19 protein-coding genes are annotated in these 17,208 nt (G+C 45.8%); 11 read left to right on the top strand and 8 right to left on the bottom strand.

The genetic code is table 11. From position 1 onward, the window contains the following. Positions 1–162: 162 nt before the first annotated feature. The 5 genes from QZ942_RS11290 to QZ942_RS11310 all read right to left on the bottom strand — a co-directional run bounded on the left by QZ942_RS11290 (position 163) and on the right by QZ942_RS11310 (position 6,318). The gene (locus QZ942_RS11290; RefSeq protein ID WP_292995615.1) at positions 163–393 is read right to left on the bottom strand and encodes a hypothetical protein; all 231 of its coding nucleotides are present in this window, start codon (positions 391–393) and stop codon (positions 163–165) included. A gap of 486 nt (positions 394–879) precedes the next feature. After that, the gene (locus tag QZ942_RS11295) at positions 880–1,197 is read right to left on the bottom strand and encodes a glycine zipper family protein (protein WP_292995617.1); all 318 of its coding nucleotides are present in this window, start codon (positions 1,195–1,197) and stop codon (positions 880–882) included. 474 nt (positions 1,198–1,671) lie between these two features. Next, entirely contained in the window at positions 1,672–2,724 is a 1,053-nt protein-coding gene (locus tag QZ942_RS11300; RefSeq protein WP_292995619.1) for a cytochrome c peroxidase, read from the bottom strand. Between the two features lie 112 nt (positions 2,725–2,836). Next, a complete protein-coding gene (locus tag QZ942_RS11305; RefSeq protein WP_292995621.1) occupies positions 2,837–5,128 on the bottom strand; it encodes an EAL domain-containing protein in 2,292 nt (763 codons plus the stop codon). A gap of 263 nt (positions 5,129–5,391) precedes the next feature. Next, positions 5,392–6,318 (bottom strand): kelch repeat-containing protein, encoded by a 927-nt coding sequence (locus tag QZ942_RS11310; protein ID WP_292995623.1) that lies wholly within the window; start codon positions 6,316–6,318, stop codon positions 5,392–5,394. Positions 6,319–6,629: 311 nt separating this feature from the next. On the opposite strand from QZ942_RS11310, the gene QZ942_RS11315 reads away from it, so the two are divergent. The 5 genes from QZ942_RS11315 to QZ942_RS11335 all read left to right on the top strand — a co-directional run bounded on the left by QZ942_RS11315 (position 6,630) and on the right by QZ942_RS11335 (position 10,423). Continuing rightward, positions 6,630–7,538 (top strand): TIGR01777 family oxidoreductase, encoded by a 909-nt coding sequence (locus QZ942_RS11315; protein WP_292995625.1) that lies wholly within the window; start codon positions 6,630–6,632, stop codon positions 7,536–7,538. Positions 7,539–7,730: 192 nt separating this feature from the next. After that, entirely contained in the window at positions 7,731–8,591 is an 861-nt protein-coding gene (locus QZ942_RS11320) for a tectonin domain-containing protein (protein WP_292995627.1), read from the top strand. 32 nt (positions 8,592–8,623) lie between these two features. Next, positions 8,624–8,836, top strand: coding sequence for a DUF3820 family protein (locus QZ942_RS11325; RefSeq protein ID WP_292995651.1), 213 nt, complete (start codon positions 8,624–8,626; stop codon positions 8,834–8,836). 172 nt (positions 8,837–9,008) lie between these two features. Next, a complete protein-coding gene (locus tag QZ942_RS11330; protein WP_292995629.1) occupies positions 9,009–9,863 on the top strand; it encodes a PA4780 family RIO1-like protein kinase in 855 nt (284 codons plus the stop codon). Positions 9,864–10,051: 188 nt separating this feature from the next. Continuing rightward, complete coding sequence (locus tag QZ942_RS11335) at positions 10,052–10,423, top strand: helix-turn-helix domain-containing protein (protein ID WP_292995631.1); 372 nt, start codon at positions 10,052–10,054, stop codon at positions 10,421–10,423. Between the two features lie 118 nt (positions 10,424–10,541). Here the strand turns inward: QZ942_RS11335 and QZ942_RS11340 are convergent, their stop codons facing one another. Then, complete coding sequence (locus QZ942_RS11340) at positions 10,542–10,727, bottom strand: hypothetical protein (RefSeq protein ID WP_292995633.1); 186 nt, start codon at positions 10,725–10,727, stop codon at positions 10,542–10,544. On the opposite strand from QZ942_RS11340, the gene QZ942_RS11345 reads away from it, so the two are divergent. From QZ942_RS11345 to QZ942_RS11365, 5 genes are all read left to right on the top strand, one after another. Further along, complete coding sequence (locus QZ942_RS11345) at positions 10,721–11,518, top strand: M28 family peptidase (RefSeq protein ID WP_292995635.1); 798 nt, start codon at positions 10,721–10,723, stop codon at positions 11,516–11,518. The two genes, QZ942_RS11340 and QZ942_RS11345, sit on opposite strands and share 7 nt — an antisense overlap. A 332-nt stretch (positions 11,519–11,850) precedes the next feature. Then, positions 11,851–12,483, top strand: a complete 633-nt coding sequence (locus tag QZ942_RS11350) for a hypothetical protein (RefSeq protein WP_292995637.1) — start codon at positions 11,851–11,853, stop codon at positions 12,481–12,483. Between the two features lie 81 nt (positions 12,484–12,564). Then, positions 12,565–13,587, top strand: a complete 1,023-nt coding sequence (locus QZ942_RS11355) for a hypothetical protein (protein WP_292995639.1) — start codon at positions 12,565–12,567, stop codon at positions 13,585–13,587. A gap of 71 nt (positions 13,588–13,658) precedes the next feature. Beyond that, complete coding sequence (locus QZ942_RS11360; protein ID WP_292995641.1) at positions 13,659–14,333, top strand: TauD/TfdA family dioxygenase; 675 nt, start codon at positions 13,659–13,661, stop codon at positions 14,331–14,333. Further along, positions 14,330–15,271, top strand: coding sequence for a hypothetical protein (locus QZ942_RS11365; RefSeq protein WP_292995643.1), 942 nt, complete (start codon positions 14,330–14,332; stop codon positions 15,269–15,271). Before QZ942_RS11360 ends, QZ942_RS11365 begins: the two co-directional genes overlap by 4 nt. Before the next feature lie 104 nt (positions 15,272–15,375). Here the strand turns inward: QZ942_RS11365 and QZ942_RS11370 are convergent, their stop codons facing one another. Beyond that, positions 15,376–15,750, bottom strand: coding sequence for a hypothetical protein (locus QZ942_RS11370; protein ID WP_292995645.1), 375 nt, complete (start codon positions 15,748–15,750; stop codon positions 15,376–15,378). Positions 15,751–15,871: 121 nt separating this feature from the next. Here QZ942_RS11370 and msrB point away from each other — a divergent pair, with 121 nt between their 5' ends. Continuing rightward, on the top strand, positions 15,872–16,390 hold the full coding sequence (gene msrB / locus QZ942_RS11375; protein WP_292995647.1) for a peptide-methionine (R)-S-oxide reductase MsrB: 519 nt from the start codon (positions 15,872–15,874) through the stop codon (positions 16,388–16,390). Positions 16,391–16,530: 140 nt separating this feature from the next. On the opposite strand, the gene QZ942_RS11380 is transcribed toward msrB, so the two are convergent. After that, positions 16,531–17,208: FAD-binding oxidoreductase (locus QZ942_RS11380; protein ID WP_292995649.1), on the bottom strand; the 678-nt coding region annotated here is incomplete at its 5' end.

The following is a 17,208-nucleotide window of genomic DNA, read 5'->3' on the forward strand; positions in this document are numbered from 1 at the left end:
TAATCGATGACGCAAGCGGTAACGCTCAATACGAAAAAAGCCTTCGAAACAGATTGTTTTCTCTAAAATTTCTACGTTTGCATTCACCGTTACTTGTTCCATAGGAATAGATTGTTATGCTGCGTTCACTATGCAACAAGTGCTGTTGTAGAGTTTGAGAGACTACCGCAGTCCTAACGTGTCAAGTGTAACATCATCGTCATCGTCAAAATCATTTTTGACTGTTTCGAATTCGTTATCATCAAAATCATCTTTGGCAGCCTCGAATTCATCAATTATTTTTGCAAACTTCCCGAGTGGAATTTTGCTATCCGCCAGTAGATCATCCTCGTCATTCATACTATCAACAGGATAAATGACATCTTCATCATCAAAAGAAAGTTCTCTAATCATTGCTATCACCTCCCTATAACATGTTCTGGAAACAATATTATTGATATCACACTATATTGATACAAGAATCAAAGATGACTTACGGCTTTTCCTGGTAATTCTGAAGTTTGATAAAAATTATCAAGTACAAAATAGCCATGATCAATCGGCGCTATTTATCTGACGGCGATATTTAATTAGATTTTCATTGGGGATAATAATTCATCGAAATAAAAAGTGCATTGAAGTCCTTAAGCACGCTAGATATTCGTAATTTGCAACATAATTACGGGTTTTCAAGTATCTTTTAGCTATACTAACGGAATCAAAAATGGGTGAATAATAAGTATGGACGAAGAAACTAAAGCGTTGTTACGCAATATCTCTCATCATCTCAAATGGGTCATCTTACTGCTATTTGGTATTTTGGGATTGTTAATTGCCGAAATGGCTGGCGGCATTTGAGTCTGGCTCCTCTGTTGCATTACGGCGTTCCGGAACCTCCTGCTATTGCCAGCCGGTAACTTCATAGCCTTTTTCTTGCAAGCAGCGAGAAACGAAGTTTGCATAAGCTTGATTGGGTTGTGCAGGTCTCGCCGAGAGGAAGATTCCTCGCAACAATCCTGCAGCGGCACCACTGGCTGCACCAACTAAGGAGCCTTGACCAGCCGAACCGTAAATAGCGCCACCCACTGCACCACTCGCGGCACCGACACCTGCGCCCATGGCCGTGCTTGTCGCGACATTACCAACATTTCCTTTGCCTTCCCTGGCACCAGCCGCTTCGGCCAATTCTTTACAAGCTTCAATATCTGCCTCAGCCACCTTTTTTCCCATAGATAAAAAGTGTGTGTTTGGATATAAAACAGGCCCTGTACTGGAGCAAGCCGACAGTCCCAAAAAAATCAAACCTGCAGTCATTATCCTCATTAATTTCATGGTGCTTTCCTTCTATTTAGGTATAAATATTCCTGATTGGATCAGTATAAATGGAATTTCTTTAGAGTATTCTGAAAATATATATTTTTGAGTAGAAACTGGACTCTTGTTTGATAATGCGACAGAAAGTACCGTAAGGACATTGGCCGTGGTGCGTGCAATGCCAGAAACGAGAAAATAGAAATTCGTAAAATAGTTTACTGTGAGTGTTGGGGATGCCGCAACGATACATAAACGTAATGCTCTCCGTGGTAGTTGCTTGCCACGGAGAGCATTATAGATTGCATTTCTGATGTTTTGTTTTCTGCACCTATCCCTACAGTTTTGCCGTAAGGATAGGCGAGACCGTGCGGTGCAAATTTATTCTTTGCCCTTACTGGTTAGAGATCCCAGGAATGCTTTTACATCGGTAATAAATCCAGGGCCAACTTCTCGGCCCAATTGATGCTCAGCCATTTCTTCTATCGCTTCATCCAATGTTGCAACTGAGCCATCATGGAAATACGGTGCTGTTTTGGTAATATTTCTAAGGCTTGGGACCTTAAACACTTTCTTGTCAATCTCAAGTCCGGTTATTTCAAACCGTCCCATATCTTTTGTTTCATAGGGTTTAACCAGACCGATTTTTTTGTATGAGTTCCCGCCAAGCGCAACACCGTTGTGGCAAGTGGCGCATCCCATGTGGACAAATTTTTGCAGGCCTCTTTTCTCGTTTTCATTCAATGCGGTTTCATCGCCATTGAGAAAATCATCAAAACGAGAAGGGGTTAGCAGTGTACGCTCAAAGGCACCGATGGCCTTGCCAACGTTTTTGTATTGAATAGGATCTTTCTCATCCTTGAAGGCTTCTGCAAAAAGTGCTTTATATTCCTCTATTTTTTTCAATTTGTTGACAACAGCATCTGCATTTGGCATGCCCATTTCGATTGGATTTAAAATTGGCCCCAGTGCTTGTTCCTCAACATCTTTGGCGCGCCCATCCCAGAACTGCGCAATATGCAGCGCTGCATTCATCGAGGTTGGGGAATTTCTGCCGCCGCGTTTTCCTTCATGACCTGGCGATGTGGCCTGACTGTCTACGCCAAAATTATCCAGCCTATGACAGGAGTTACAAGAAATCTGATCATTGATCGAAAGCCGGGGTTCTAAATAAAGCTTCTTTCCAAGCTTGATTAGAGCCGCATTCTTTTCCTTATCAATAATTGCTGCGGGTAACGGTTCAAAGAATTGTTTTAAAGTGGTTTTATCTATTTTGTGATGACCGCCATGCATTCCGCCCATTCCACCGTGATGATCGCCATCGTGCATTTGACTATGATGACCATCTTTCTGTGTTTTATCTTGATGATCGTGATTACTTTGAGCGTAACTAGAAGAGCTCAGTATAAACGCTAAGAATAAGAATACTTTCATGTAAACCTCCAAAATTTTAACATTAACACCCTAATCAACAATCCTGAGTAAGCAAAATGCTTATTTCTAAAAAATTGTTAAAGGAAAAAACGCTTTTTAAATTACCGGTACATTAATTACAAATTGCGGGTGAGGATTGTATATATGGATTTATTTGTCCTTGTTGTAGAAGAAAAGCTTCAAATTTATCTGCCGTCAATGGTTTGCTAAAGAAGTAACCCTGCGCATAATCGCAGCCCATTGCTATCAATAGTTGTTTCTGTGAATCAGTTTCCACGCCTTCAGCAATAACTTTCATACCCAAACGATGGGCCATCGTAATAATCGCTTCACATAAAATTCTGTCGTTGGATTCACTGTCCAGATTAGAAATAAAAGATCGATCAATCTTAAGATAATCAATGTCAAATTTCTTGAGATAAGATAATGACGAGTAACCCGTGCCAAAATCATCGATTGCCACCTGAACGCCCGCATCTCGAAAATTTAATAATTTTTCAACGACCAACTCATGTATGTCTAACAATAAGTTCTCGGTAATTTCAACGATGATGCTACGCCCGTTTAGCTCAAGTTCACGGAGATGACTCACCCAATCGCTCATTTTATTAATAAATTGTTTGGGGGATTTGTTGACACTGATTTGAAATTCTATATTAAAATTTTCTTGCCACAACGCGACTTGATTGGCTGCCTGTTTGAATACCCAGTCACCAACGTCTGTAATCAGATTGGTTTCTTCTGCAATAGTAATGAATTCAGCAGGATAAATTGTCCCTTGCTCTGGGTGCTGCCAGCGTATCAATGCTTCGGCTTTATGTATATTGCCGGTTGCCAGTTCCAGTATCGGTTGATACATTAAATAGAACTGATGGTTTCTTAGCGCATCGCGCAACTCATATGCAGTTCGCGAACGGATTTCTGAAGCTGCTCGCATAGACGATGTGAAGCTACTCCAGCAATTTCGCCCATTATTCTTAGCAGAATACATGGCTTGATCAGCATTTTTCATCAACGTATCGGCGTTGTTCGCATCCTCCGGAAAAAATGTGGCCCCAATACTTGCGGAAACATAGGCCGATTTAGTGTTTAAATGAAATAATTTGGCCAGTTCCTGCAAGATCATTTGAATTATTGTTTCAGCGCAACGCTGGCTGTTGATTCCATTCAAAATAATTGTAAATTCATCACCACCTAAACGCGCCACGGTATCCGTTTCGCGAACACAATTGCTAAGCCGCTTTGCGGCTTCCATCAGCAGCGCATCGCCGATGCTGTGCCCAAATGAATCATTTACTTCCTTGAATCGATCGAGATCGATAAATAATACCGCCAACTGTATTCCTAAACGGGAAGCATTTTTAATATCGTGATTCAATCGATCGTAAAACATATTACGGTTTGGCAAACCAGTCAAAGAGTCGAAATTAGCTTGGCGCCAGATAATCTCATCCGATTTTTTCTTATCTGTAATATCAGAAAAGTTAACGAGATAATAGCTTATTATTCCATCTTCGCCATGTACCGTAGTAATACTAAACCATGCGGGATACTCTCGTCCGCGTTTGTTCCTGTTCCACACCTCACCTTGCCAATGACCGTATTGTTTAACGCATAGCCAAATTTTCTGGAAGAATTTTGAGTTGTGCCGAATCGATACCATAATCGACACCGATTTGTTGATTACTTCTTCTTCCGTATAGCCAGTTATTTTATTAAGTGCTTTATTAATAGAGATTATGGTCTTATTCGCATCGGCAATCATAATAGCTTCGGTACTATTCTCGAAAACTTTGCTCGAGAGATAGAGCTGTTCTCTCATCTTTTGCTGTTCGAGAGTAATTCCGATAATAAACGAGCCTATTTCTAATAATTTACGGTGAAACGCACTGGGTAAGCGATGTTCAAAACTGGAAAGCGCAAATGATCCGATGCACTCGCCGCCTTTGCTGCGCACCGGCATGGACCAACAGGAGAGGATATTGAAATCAATGGCTAATTTCCGGATACTCTTCCAACGCGGATCCTCAAGCGTACTTTCTACATAGACTGCTTCTTGACGAAAGACAGCATTCCCGCAGGATCCAGCTTCAGGACCTGGCCGCAAACCATTCAGTTGAACAACACATTCCTCCGGGACACTTGGTGCGGCAAATACATTCATGCATTGTTTTTCTTTGTCCAATAACATGACCGTTGCTACGGCATTGTCCAGAAGCTGTTCCATTAGCAGACAGACTTGCTCACAAATTTCTTTGTAATTATTTCCCATTACCACTAACTGAAGAATCTCCTGTTGAAACTGGAGAATTTTGCTTTGCTCGAAATTGGTTAATTCAGAATAGTTGGCTGGCGTAAGAATCTCATCAGATAGATCCGTGTTTGCAAGAACGCTCTTACTCATTACATGCGGCCATAGACTGAAAAAATTTTAGGAAGTTCAGAGGGGAATCAATAATAAGCTGAGGAATAGCATGTGAATTGGTGAGAATTATACGGCAAAATTAACGATGGTTCAAAAAACTATCGCTTGCTTATACTTTTATGTTTCGAGAGTATTTTTGAAGGAAATAGTTTTATGGTGTGATTTATACTCAGTTATTTATAGAGCAGATCCTAGAAATAAATCCATATGATTGAGGTGTATTTTGTTTGGGATGCGCAATGTTATTCAACAGCTGGTGGTGTAAAAACTTCATTGACCTGGCTAAAAGAGCCTCCTGGCGTTGGGCCGCCGCTGATCACGTACAAGCGTCCGTTGACGACGGCTGAGCCAAGTCCATGCCGTGCCGTGGGCATTGGCGTCATTGTGCGCCATTGATCGGTTCCGGGATGATAGGCTTCATTAGTGTTAAATGTGCCGTCTCCTGATTCGCCGCCGATGATATAAATCCAATCATTGATTACGCCTGCGGTGATGCCACTTCGGGGCGTTGGGAGCTTCGCGCGTGGCCGCCATTGATTGCTGTGGATCCGGTTTCCGGCCGTGATTACTGCCAAATGGTCTCGTGGCGTAGGCATGGATGCGCCGGATGACCAGGTATTCGTTTGCGGATCAAAAATTTCCACAGCGCCAGAATTGTGTTTGCCATCATATCCGCCGACTGCATACAAGCGATTTTGATAGATGGCAATACCAAGCGCTCCGCGTGCAGTTGGCATCGGTGCGAGCTCACGCCATTCTTTGGTAGCGGGATTGTATTGATAAACAGTGGAAACGGCATGCCAAATCGACATAAAAGATTGGGTGAATCCGCCCATAACGTACAACAAGCCGTTCAGTGAAGCAATTCCTGCGTGATGCCGACCTTCTGGCAACGGTGTTGTGGCCGACCAGGAATCAGAGGCCGTATCATAGACTTCCACATCGTTACTGATGGCAAATTTCAAAGCATTTTGCAAATTAGGTTTATTAAATCCGCCGACCACATAAATTTTGCCTTCAGTTGCGGCTGCGGCGACCTCTGTGCGTTGTGTAGGCGCTGGAGCAGCCAGTGTCCATGTTCCTTTGGAAACTTCAGCGCGTGTCAGATTGCTATGAGTTAAAGCGAGAAAAAGTATGCTTGAAATAATGAATGGTCTTGAGATAAACATAGCAAAGTTCCTCCGGAAAGTAATCAATCTTTGCAGACTTCAATGCGGACAATTTTTTATTGTGACTCATATTTCTATTAGAAGAAATCAGAAACGCACGCAAACCGATTTTTGTTGAAGCCCAAAGTATCACTCAGTGTCCATCTGTTTGAGTCATCAATGGATCCCGGCGTTCTCAAATAAACTGGAAAGCTGCTTTAAATCTGTTTACTATTTTGTTACAGGAGTGCACAGTATCCTAAATTTCGTTGATACGAATCCGGAATGTTTGTACGTTTCTAATCAATCACCGCTGAAATTAGCCATTAAAAATGAACCTACTCATTACTGGCGCGACAGGATTCATTGGCCGACATCTCGTGCAACGCCTGAAACAAAGCCAGCATACGATCAAAGTACTTAGCCGGGATGGTGTGCGCGCTAGCCAGAAGCTTGGTGTGACTGCCTATAGCTGGGATTATGCAACACAGGAAGTACCTGCTGAAGCACTGGAAAATATCCAAGGGATCATTCACTTGATGGGCGAGAATCTGGGTGATGGCCGTTGGACCGATGCGCGCAAATGTGCGATTTATGAATCACTCATCCTGAGTACACGCAAGTTAGTGACGGCAGCGCCTTCCAGTCTGGAATGTTTTATCTGCGGTTCAGCGATCGGCATTTATCCAGGTCAGGGAGATGATATTTATGATGAGTCCTACGTCGTACCTGATCACGGAGATTTCATGCAAGCCATCTGCCGCGACTGGGAAAAAGAAGCAGCAAACATTGAGAGCAGGGGAGTGCGCCGGGTTAACATTCGGACAGGAGTTGTGTTGGGTGAAGGTGGCATGTTGGCAAAACTCTTGCCACTATTCAAACTTGGATTGGGTGGACCGATTGGGCAAGGAAGCCAATGGCTCCCGTGGATTCATATTCACGATCTGGTCTCAGTATACGAAACTGCTGTTCTGGATACGCGCTATCGCGGTCCGGTAAATGCCGTTTCACCCAACCCGGTACGATACCGGGATTTTGCAACCACGTTCGGTAAAATCCTCCATCGGCCCGCATTCATTCCTACCCCTGCTTTTATCTTAAAACTGGCGTTAGGAGAGGCCGCAGCCTTGGCTCTGAACAGCTATCACATCGTACCCGCAAAATTGCTGCAAACGTATCAATTTGATTTCAAATTTACCAGTCTATTAGCCGCGCTTGAAGATTTATTCGGAAAAGGCTGAATGGTACACCGTAATGACTGTGATCAGAATCAGTAAAGATATCGGCTTGCCCCTTAGTATCGCGCCATTATGTTATTCAAACAAGACCAGATTCCCAGCCAATCTGCATTACAATTTACTGTGCATCAGAATGTTTAAATATAGCCGGGGTCGCACGGTTAAAGTATCAATTCAGTACAGGCGTAAACACAAATGCCAGCCGATGTTGATGGACTCATAGTGTTTGGAGTTTTACTATTCCATAAGAAGAATGTGACTAAGTTAAGTGGTATGCAAATGATATTTGCCCGCAAAACGTGGTGCTTATCACGAAGATTGTTGATTGGATTGCTGATGGTATGTGGCATGTTCTCTTCATTGGCCCAGGCTGAAATTTGGCACAGTACGCCAACCAGCGGAATGAGAGATATCGCGATCGCACCTAACGGGTTAATCTGGCTTACCGGCGAGGACGGGGCTGTCTGGGTATCGGACAATATATATGGCTCCTCATTTAGGCAGATTGGTGCAAGTGGTTTTAGTCGAATTTCTGTCGGACCGGATAGTACTGTATGGGCAATTGGGTCCAATGGCGCGTTGTGGAAATTTGCTACGGGTAGCTGGACCGAAACAGCAGTAAGTGGCATGGAAGATGTCGCTGTCGCGCCAGACGGCAAAGTATGGCTAGTTGGGAAAAATGGTACTATCTGGTTTAGTGGCGACCAAGGGCAGAAGTTCACGCAGATTGGGGCAAGTGGCTTTAGTCGAATTTCCGCCGGACCAGGTGGCGTCGTATGGGCGGTTGGGTCCAATGGCACGTTGTGGAAGTTTGCCACAGGTAGCTGGAGCAAAACCACAGCAAGCGGAATTGCAGATGTTGCTACCGCACCTAACGGCTTAATCTGGCTTGCCGGAAAGAACGGGGCTATATGGAGCTCATCAGATGATGGCGTCACCTTCAGTCAAGATGAGGAGGCAAGTGGTTTAGAAAATATTGCCGCTGGAAGATCGGGGGCATGGGCGGTTGGATTCAATGGCGTACTCTGGCGTAAGCTCTTTTCTCCGCAGTTCTAACATCTGCACAATTATTGTGTTAATTAGTAGTGATAAATCCTGAGCACCTGCAGCTATTAGTCACCCGAGTCATGCCTTATGGCAAGTACAAAGGACATTTGATTGCCGATTTACCTGGAAATTATCTTAACTGGTTTGCTCGTAAAGGGTTTCCTCCTGGCGAAATCGGGAAATTATTAGCATTGATGCATGAGCTTGATCACAATGGATTATCATCGCTATTAGTCCCCTTGCGTGAGCGCTAACACAATGGTCGAAATAAAAAAACACTATTGAAATGCAGGCAAATCAGTACAACATAATATAAAACATTTTGGATAGCTTAATTCAAGTCCTATTTTTCTAGTTATCCTGTATATCAGGTGTTATAAATTGTATCTAAGATGAATATCAAAATATAAGCGTAGTATTACACGAATGAAACCCCCAAAAAGAATTGAACCACTGATCCAGGATGGCTTTATCGATGAAGTTATCCGTCAATTAATGAGTGGTAAGGAAGCTTCGGTTTATGTGGTTCGCTGTGGCGAAGAGATACGTTGCGCTAAAGTATACAAAGAAGCCAACAAACGCAGTTTCCGCCAAAGTACGGATTACACCGAAGGCCGCAAAGTAAAAAACAGCCGTCGCGCGCGCGCCATGGAAAAAGGTACCCGGTATGGACGCAAAGCACAGGAAGAATCCTGGCAAAGTGCCGAGGTAGATGCTCTGTACCGGCTCGCTGCTGCAGGTGTGCGTGTACCCAAGCCGCATCATTTCCATGAGGGCGTACTACTGATGGATCTGGTCACCGACAGCAATGGCAACGCAGCCCCACGGCTCAACGATCTTGTACTGACTGCAGAATTATCTCGTGAATATCATCGCATTCTAATTACGCAGGTGGTTCGCATGCTGTGCGCTGGGATTATCCACGGCGATCTGTCTGAATACAACGTGCTGATCGACAGCACCGGGCCAGTTATCATCGATTTGCCTCAAGCTATCGACGCAGCCGCCAATAACCAAGCCTGTAAAATGCTGCTACGTGATGTTGAAAACTTGGCTAATTATTTCGGTCAGTTTGCACCTGAATTGCTAGCCACCAGTTATGGTATGGAAATATGGACACTCTATCAAAGCGGGCAACTACATCCGGACAGTGTTTTGACCGGGCGCTTCGAGCGTATTGAGAAACCAGTTAACATTCAAAGTGTTCTGCGTGAAATCGATGACACACTGAAGGAAGAAGAAGCAAGGAAACTTTATCGTGCATTACATGCACCTCAATGATGTTCAGAGTAGGCTGCGCCGTATGTTGTAATGGAATGGACATCTGGGCACGCTAAGGAAGCTCTGATTAAGTCCTTCGACAGGCTCAGGACGAACGGCAATATATTGATTACGTTCGTGGTGAGCTTGTCGAACCATGAATGTAATCAACTTAATCAGAGCTTCCTTGGCATCAGAGGCAATTAACTATGAACAATAAACCGATCAAAACTGACACCGACTACCGCGCAGCATTGAAGGAAGTTGAAACACTGATGACGGCTGAATTGAACACACTGGAAGGTGAAAAACTGGATGTACTAGTGACACTGATTGAAGCTTACGAGCGCAAACATTTTCCTCTCGACTTGCCTGATCCTGTTGAAGCCATCAAATTTGAAATGGAGCAGAAAGGCCTAACGGTTAAAGATTTGGAACCCATGATTGGAAAAAGTAATCGCGTTTACGAGATTTTAAATCGCAAGCGCTCCCTTACACTCAAAATGATTTGGAAACTGCATCAAGAACTGGGTATTCCTGCTTTATCTCTGATAAAACAACCCGGACAAATACGGTACTGAAGAAACACTTACTTATATCAATCGAGTCTGACCCCAATGATTCTATGACCCCAATGATTCTACAATGATTCTACAAATTTGGCAGCAAGATGTCGGACTGCCAAAAGGCAATATCTCACTACGCAATGTCATCGGCATTTTGCCGGGAACCAACCCGCAACTCGCCGGGCAAAGTCTGATCATCGGCGCGCATTACGACCACCTTGGCATGGGCTGGCCGGACGTGCGTGCCGCGCATCAGGGGAAATTCATTACGGTGCGGATGACAATGCCAGTGGCATCGCCATCCTACTGGAATTGGCACGGCAGATCGTGCCCAAATGGCAACCGGAACGCACCATTATTTTTGTCGCTTTCACCGGAGAGGAAGCGGATCTGCTCGGCTCCAAGCATTACATCCGCAATACCAAAAATTATCCAACCGAGAAAATCATCGCGATGCTGAATCTGGATACCGTGGGACGGCTGGGAAACAATCCGGTCACCGTGTTCGGCACCGGCACCGCGCGCGAACTGGTGCATATTTTCCGTGGCGCAAGCTTCGTCACTGGCATCCCCGTCAACGCCGTGCAAGATGACTTCGGTTCCAGCGACCAAGCCGCATTCATCCAGGCCGGCGTACCCGCCGTGCAATTCTTCGCCAGCGCGCACGAGGACTACCACGCCCCCGGCGACACCGTGGACAAAATAGACTCCGCCGGGCTGGTCAAAGTCGCATCGATTCTCAAAGAAGCCACAGAATACCTGGCCAACCGCATCGAACCGCTGACGGTCACATTGCCATCGCAAAATGCGCAAACTGAACCCACAGAAACAAAAACCAAAGAAAAACGCACCGCCAGTCTCGGCACCGTACCGGATTTTTCGTACCAGGGCGAAGGCGTGCGCGTGGACAACGTCCTCCTCGGTTCCCCGGCACAGCAAGCGCAATTACAGGCGGGCGACATCCTGATACAACTGGCTGGACAAACGATCAGCGATTTGGCGTCGTATGCGAATATCCTAAGAACACTCAAGGCGGGTGAGAAAACTGAATTGCGATATCGAAGGGATAATTCGGTTATGGCGGCTGAAGTGGTGTTGGTGGAGCGATAACAGCATGATTGCTGATTCTGGATCACTTCGATTGGTAGAGCAACAACCGAGTCGCCGAATGAAGTTTGCCGTCAAAAATAATAGAGTGTTATCCTATAAAATATTTTTTCCATGAAAACGATCGTGCTCGCTATTTTTTTCGAGGAGAGATCGAGCAAATTCTTAATTGATCGCATGGGTCGCATTTGCTGCTATGAACTGTCTTATTCAATTTATCAATTAATATTAAAAACATGATGATAGATAATATTTACTGTGATTACACGACATTATCGACAGGATTATTGGGCAAAATGTCTTATATATTACGTTAGGCAATACAAGAGGAATTTATGTCTTCCAGAATTTATACGGTTTCACTGAAAGGCTCAGAAGTCAAAGTAACCGACGACCAGTTGTCTGAGTTTGCGGCAATGTATATCGTCTCAGATGAAATCAGGAACCGAATAAGCGAATTGCTTTGGCTTGATTTGTATATCTTTGACTTAAAGTTTGGGGTCGGCCCCGATGACGTGCTTCGTGAAATAAAAAATTTGGAGAGTGGTGAAGCTGACCCGCAAACCAAACCAGCATCACAGTTCTCGCGTAAGCCACTAAAAGGTCTTTGGCACAAGCACTTTTTTTCTGCGCATTTTGTACCGCACAACATATCCAATGCTTTAAAGGGTGGAGTTCTGGAGAAGTTAGTAAACAAAGTGCTAGACCCCAGCAAGTCACCAATCATTACAAAAGAAATGATCAGCGAGCTTTCACACAGAGTTGTTCATGAACCTATCGAGGATCGAGCGAATGACAATAAGCTTACTGGTGAATGGATAGTTTTTGCCAAGCACAATCAAAAAAATTACTATCTTTGCTGTAACACACACAATGCCGGCGACCAGATGATCTTCGACAGAATAGAAAGTCACTGTCCTAGAGATTTTCCGTTCGTATCGGCTTTGCTTGCTTCAGCCAATGCCTAACCCGACGTTCGAGCGGGACGCCGCAAAAGCGCGGCGCCCCTCAACTTTACGTTATGTGTCTCAGGGAGATTGAGAGCACCGATGCCTGATCCAAAAGACAAAGGGCCAAAACGCGAGATTGACCGCATTCGCGAAAGCGCGGGCTCGATGAGCATAAATGTGCCTGATGATGATAGCGAGATCACTGGCATGCTCACGCTCGGTGACAGCCTGCTTGTAGTGAAGCGAAAAGGGATCTATCAGATCAAGATGGCGGATCAGATCGATCCGGAGCGTACTAATCCAAACGTTCCCAACACGGCTCAACGGTTGGCGGCATTCGGCTCTGATGAGGAGTTCGTTGGAAAAATCCTCCTCACCGCACATGGGCTGCTCGAAAAAGGCCATCTTTCACCCAACATCGACGCAAATGCTGCAATGGGCCATGCTACTGAGATCACGAAGAACGTTGCAGAAATGAGGATCTTGTCGGATCGCTTCGCATCTGAGCAACAGGAAGCGGTCGACAAGTTTGAAGGAAAGATCGGAAACAATCGCTCGTTAATGCTTCCTTCAATGGTACATGTTGACATTCGCATCCGTGAGTTCATTCAGAAGGCGGATCATGCCCTCCAGAAGCTATTCGATCTCACCAAACTGTTTTACCCGGATCTGGGTAGTGGTGGTTGGGAGAGCCTGAAGAATCGCATTGAAGGCGAAGGTCGAATCGACAATTTCGGGCATTTCTTAAGTGGTGCGACGCCCTTCCTGCGCATGATCAGAAACGCAAGGAACGCCGTTGAGCACGAGCGACCTGAAATGAAATTGATCGCTGCTGATTTCGCTCTAAATTCCCATAACCAGCTGGTGCCGCCCCTTGTCCAACTCGTTTACCCGAAAACGCCATTCGATGGCACTCCCATGAGGGAGTTTATGTCTTCGGCTTGTGCGAACATCGCTGATATCGTTGAGTTGATGATGGTCTTTCTATGCGCCCGACACGTTGACGCTTCGGGCAATCTCTCCATAAGTGTCATCGAAATTCCGATAGACCGACGCTTAAATCCGAACGTACGATATGGTTTCGGTGTAATGATCGGTGGGCAACTGGTTCCCCTGTTATGAAAACTACACATAACTGTTCATTGGTGCGGACGCCTATCGGCGCCGCACAATTCAGACGTTAGGGGGAAAGTGTGGCGAGTGCGGAAGCCATAAGAGACAGCGTGCATCGTGATGGATATGCCTTTATCGCGGAGTTCCACGTAGAGCATGAAGCTCTGGAAGCATTCGAAAGTATTGGAAAGATCGATGTTCTGGAAGGTTTTGCCAGTGTTCAGTCATTGACCCCCAAGAGCGAAACGAGCGCCACGCCCAATACCTACAGCGGCAACTATGGCTTAGGAGAGTTTCCGTTCCATACAGACTTGGCTCACTGGTCTTTACCGCCAAGATATGTGGTTCTTCGGTGCGAGGTAGGTGCTTCAAGTGTTTCAACCCGCGTTCTTGATGGTGCATGCGTAATTGATTCGTTGGGAGAGGAGTTTCTGTATCGCTCCCTTGTGACACCCCGAAGGCCGACGCAATACGGATATCAATTGCTAAGAGTTTTTGATAAGCCAAATCAAGATGATGGGTCTTTGTTACGTTGGGATAGCCTATACCTGCGGGCGGCAAACAAGGCAGCGGTTAAGGCTATAGATCAAATTGCGCAGTTAATAGCTTGTTCTACTCCGCTCGAGTTTCTGCTAAGAAGTCGGGGAGACACACTGATTGTTGATAACTGGCGAATGTTGCACGGTCGATCGTCTATTGGCGCGGATTCAATATCAAGAAATGTACAGCGGGCATACTTAAGTGAGTTGAAATGACAACAGCCAAAAAGATTTCGCATCCATGGTCAAAGGAAGCACTGCTCGCAAAAGCACAGCTATATGCGGAAGATATGCTCTCGCATTCGCGTGATGAGTGGCAGTTCGGCCTCACGTCAACTTTTGTCCTGGAGTTTGTTGCGCGTGCTGCATTAGCAAGTATCAGTCCGGCATTGCTCGCGGATTCAAAGGACAGCGGCAACCTTTACTTTGCGTTGGGTAGAAATCCAACTGCCCCAAAGTTCATACCAAAGTCGATTGATATTAGTGAGGTCCGCTCGAGGCTGCGTGAGGCGATGCCGAAGTACACGGCAGAACTTGATGGGTTCTCCGCTGCGCACATAAATCGCAGAAACGAGGAGCTACACTCTGGCGGCATGCCATTTGTCGGCCTCAATACGGGTTGGCTACCGCATTTCTACGAAACGCTGACGGTTCTTCTTGAATCGATGGGCGAAGGTCTTGCTGCGGTAGTAGGAAAGCCCGAGGCGAAGGTTGCTGAGAAGCTGGTCGCCGCATCGAAAGATGAATCGGCAAAGGCTGTCGCGAAAGCGATAGCGGCGCATAAGACAGTTTGGGGCGGAAAGGATAAGGCGGAGCAGCAAAAATTGCTCAAGCAGGCTTCTGTTTGGGCAATCCGTCAGTCTGGCCATAGAGTCAAATGCCCAGCGTGTGAAAGTGACTCGCTAGTCTTCGGCGGCCCGGTATCTGAGCCAATCCGTAAGTTGGAAGGCGATTTAATCATTGAGGTGCAGGAATACCTTCCGGAAAAGTTCGAGTGCGTTGCGTGTCAATTGAAGATCGCCGGGCTTTCTCAGCTCAGCGCATGTGGTCTTGGCGCAACGTTTAAGGCAACATTTAAGTACGATGCGGCAGAGTATTACGGAGCAGACAGCACTGACTACTCCGGGTTCGAAGAAGACAATAATGAACCATGATCTGTTGCCCCCTAACCATTCGCTGCAGGAGCGACGGCCCTGCCTGTTGCTGCCTGGCAGTACAAATCGCTCTCAGGCCAAATACCACATCTCGGGTAAAACAATTATTGATCCACCGCCATCCGAGGCAAAGGACTCACACTTCCACCTCGCGTTGTCCAAGCATGGGGCCAGGTCGCGAATTGAGAATATAGCCGATGAATTAAATATGATTTGTGTTTTGGGGAAGGACGGGGGAAGGACGGGGACAGGTCTAGAATTGAGAATGTGGTTGATGCAGAAGTAAGATCTTTGTTTTTTCCATTGTGGTGTGCGCATTGTTTGTATTGGATTCGTGATTCGATACCGGAATATCCTGTAGGAATAACAAACAACCCTGTGGTCGTGTCACGATCGGTGAGGCTATCAAACTTGACCGGTGCAAGCTGCATACACTCAAACAACATTTTCGTTCTTTGATCGAGCTCGGGTATTTGCATCAGTGCGGCAGGGCGCGCGGAGCAAGTTTATTTCTCTTGTTGTTATTTACTAAAAGGATCTAATGGAAACGAAGTTCGATTCCAAATCATCCGTAAAATACTCTCGCTACGGAGCAAATTTATGAAACGACGCATTTTGTTACAAAGTCTTGCCGTGGCGGCCGTGTTTCCATTGATTCCCGCATGCTTTCGGGCACAAGTCATTGGGGAGGCCTCCAGTCCGATTACACCCTTAAACAAGCCGCATGAAGCATGGCGCGGGTTGGTCTCGCCCAAAGCTTATAAGATTTTGTTTGAGGAAGAAACCGAACGGCCGGAATCCAGTAATCTGGTTTATGAGGATCGCGAAGGTACCTTTATTTGCGCCGCATGCTATCTGCCGTTATTTGAAAGTTCATCTAAATATGAAAGCAACACCGGCTGGCCAAGTTTTACCCAGCCTATCGCTGGGCACATAGCAACTAAACTTGATTTCAAGATGATCAAGCTGCGCACGGAATATCACTGCGTGCGCTGTGGGGGACATCAAGGCCATGTATTTAATGATGGTCCGCCGCCACGTGGAGAGCGCTGGTGCAACAACGGCACTGCGCTGAAGTTTGTGCCAAAAGACGAACAACTGCCAATACTCAGGAGCTGATCGGTTGATTGCGCGCCAGGGACATTGCTCCTGCAAAATTAAGGCAAATCGCATCGCTTAATTCCGATAACCCGGAACGCAAGTCCATAAACCGATTACAAATAGCCAAAATACTATGGTTGCAGCGATATCAATACATTTCATGGGCGAAAATCAAACTGCTCAAAATGGATTTGCTGTTCGGGCACACCTTGTTCCTGCAGCCAGTCAGTAACTTTCTCTACCAATAGTGGCGGCCCGCAGAGATAGATTTGCCGCTCATTTAAATCATCGATATTTGCAAGCCAGGTAAATAACGGCGTTGGGTCCTTTTCCATCGTGAGGGAGTGCACATGGAATAATGCTTGATCTGTTGCATAGGCTCGCAGTTCTGCTTCATAAGGAACCTGTTCAGGTTCACTGTGCACATAGACCAGATCGGTTTTCTGCGTCACCAAATGACTACGCAACATGGCTAGGAATGGCGTAACACCAATGCCGCCTGCAATCCAAACTGCTGGTGACGATGGCCGGTCCAGTAAAAAAATCCCATAAGGTCCTTGCAGGCGGACAGCCACACCCGGCCCAAGTGTTTGAATATGTTTCGTACAATCGCCCAACGCTTTAACACTGAGCGATAAACTGCCATCTTCAGCGATTTTGCTGACTGTGTAAGGGTGAAATTCACCACAGCCCTGAAAAAGCGGTCCCTCAAAAAAAGCCGCGTTGACAAATTGACCCTGGGCAATGCTTATCGGCTTGGCCAGTGGACGCAACATTACCTCCGTAATGCGTTCCGATGGATGAGAAACCGTACTGACTTCGTAAGGAAAGGAACC

The sequence above is a fragment of the Nitrosomonas sp. genome (assembly GCF_021731985.1).
Lineage (GTDB): Bacteria > Pseudomonadota > Gammaproteobacteria > Burkholderiales > Nitrosomonadaceae > Nitrosomonas.

What these genes read in the sequence shown, in the direction of transcription:
- QZ942_RS11290 (WP_292995615.1), bottom strand. Translation starts at nt 393, where the DNA reads ATGATTAGAGAACTTTCTTTTGATGATGAAGATGTCATTTATCCTGTT.
- QZ942_RS11300 (WP_292995619.1), bottom strand. Translation starts at nt 2,724, where the DNA reads ATGAAAGTATTCTTATTCTTAGCGTTTATACTGAGCTCTTCTAGTTAC.
- QZ942_RS11305 (WP_292995621.1), bottom strand. Translation starts at nt 5,128, where the DNA reads ATGAGTAAGAGCGTTCTTGCAAACACGGATCTATCTGATGAGATTCTT.
- QZ942_RS11310 (WP_292995623.1), bottom strand. Translation starts at nt 6,318, where the DNA reads ATGTTTATCTCAAGACCATTCATTATTTCAAGCATACTTTTTCTCGCT.
- QZ942_RS11315 (WP_292995625.1), top strand. Translation starts at nt 6,630, where the DNA reads ATGAACCTACTCATTACTGGCGCGACAGGATTCATTGGCCGACATCTC.
- QZ942_RS11320 (WP_292995627.1), top strand. Translation starts at nt 7,731, where the DNA reads ATGCCAGCCGATGTTGATGGACTCATAGTGTTTGGAGTTTTACTATTC.
- QZ942_RS11330 (WP_292995629.1), top strand. Translation starts at nt 9,009, where the DNA reads ATGAAACCCCCAAAAAGAATTGAACCACTGATCCAGGATGGCTTTATC.
- QZ942_RS11335 (WP_292995631.1), top strand. Translation starts at nt 10,052, where the DNA reads ATGAACAATAAACCGATCAAAACTGACACCGACTACCGCGCAGCATTG.
- QZ942_RS11350 (WP_292995637.1), top strand. Translation starts at nt 11,851, where the DNA reads ATGTCTTCCAGAATTTATACGGTTTCACTGAAAGGCTCAGAAGTCAAA.
- QZ942_RS11355 (WP_292995639.1), top strand. Translation starts at nt 12,565, where the DNA reads ATGCCTGATCCAAAAGACAAAGGGCCAAAACGCGAGATTGACCGCATT.
- QZ942_RS11365 (WP_292995643.1), top strand. Translation starts at nt 14,330, where the DNA reads ATGACAACAGCCAAAAAGATTTCGCATCCATGGTCAAAGGAAGCACTG.
- QZ942_RS11370 (WP_292995645.1), bottom strand. Translation starts at nt 15,750, where the DNA reads ATGCAAATACCCGAGCTCGATCAAAGAACGAAAATGTTGTTTGAGTGT.
- msrB (WP_292995647.1), top strand. Translation starts at nt 15,872, where the DNA reads ATGAAACGACGCATTTTGTTACAAAGTCTTGCCGTGGCGGCCGTGTTT.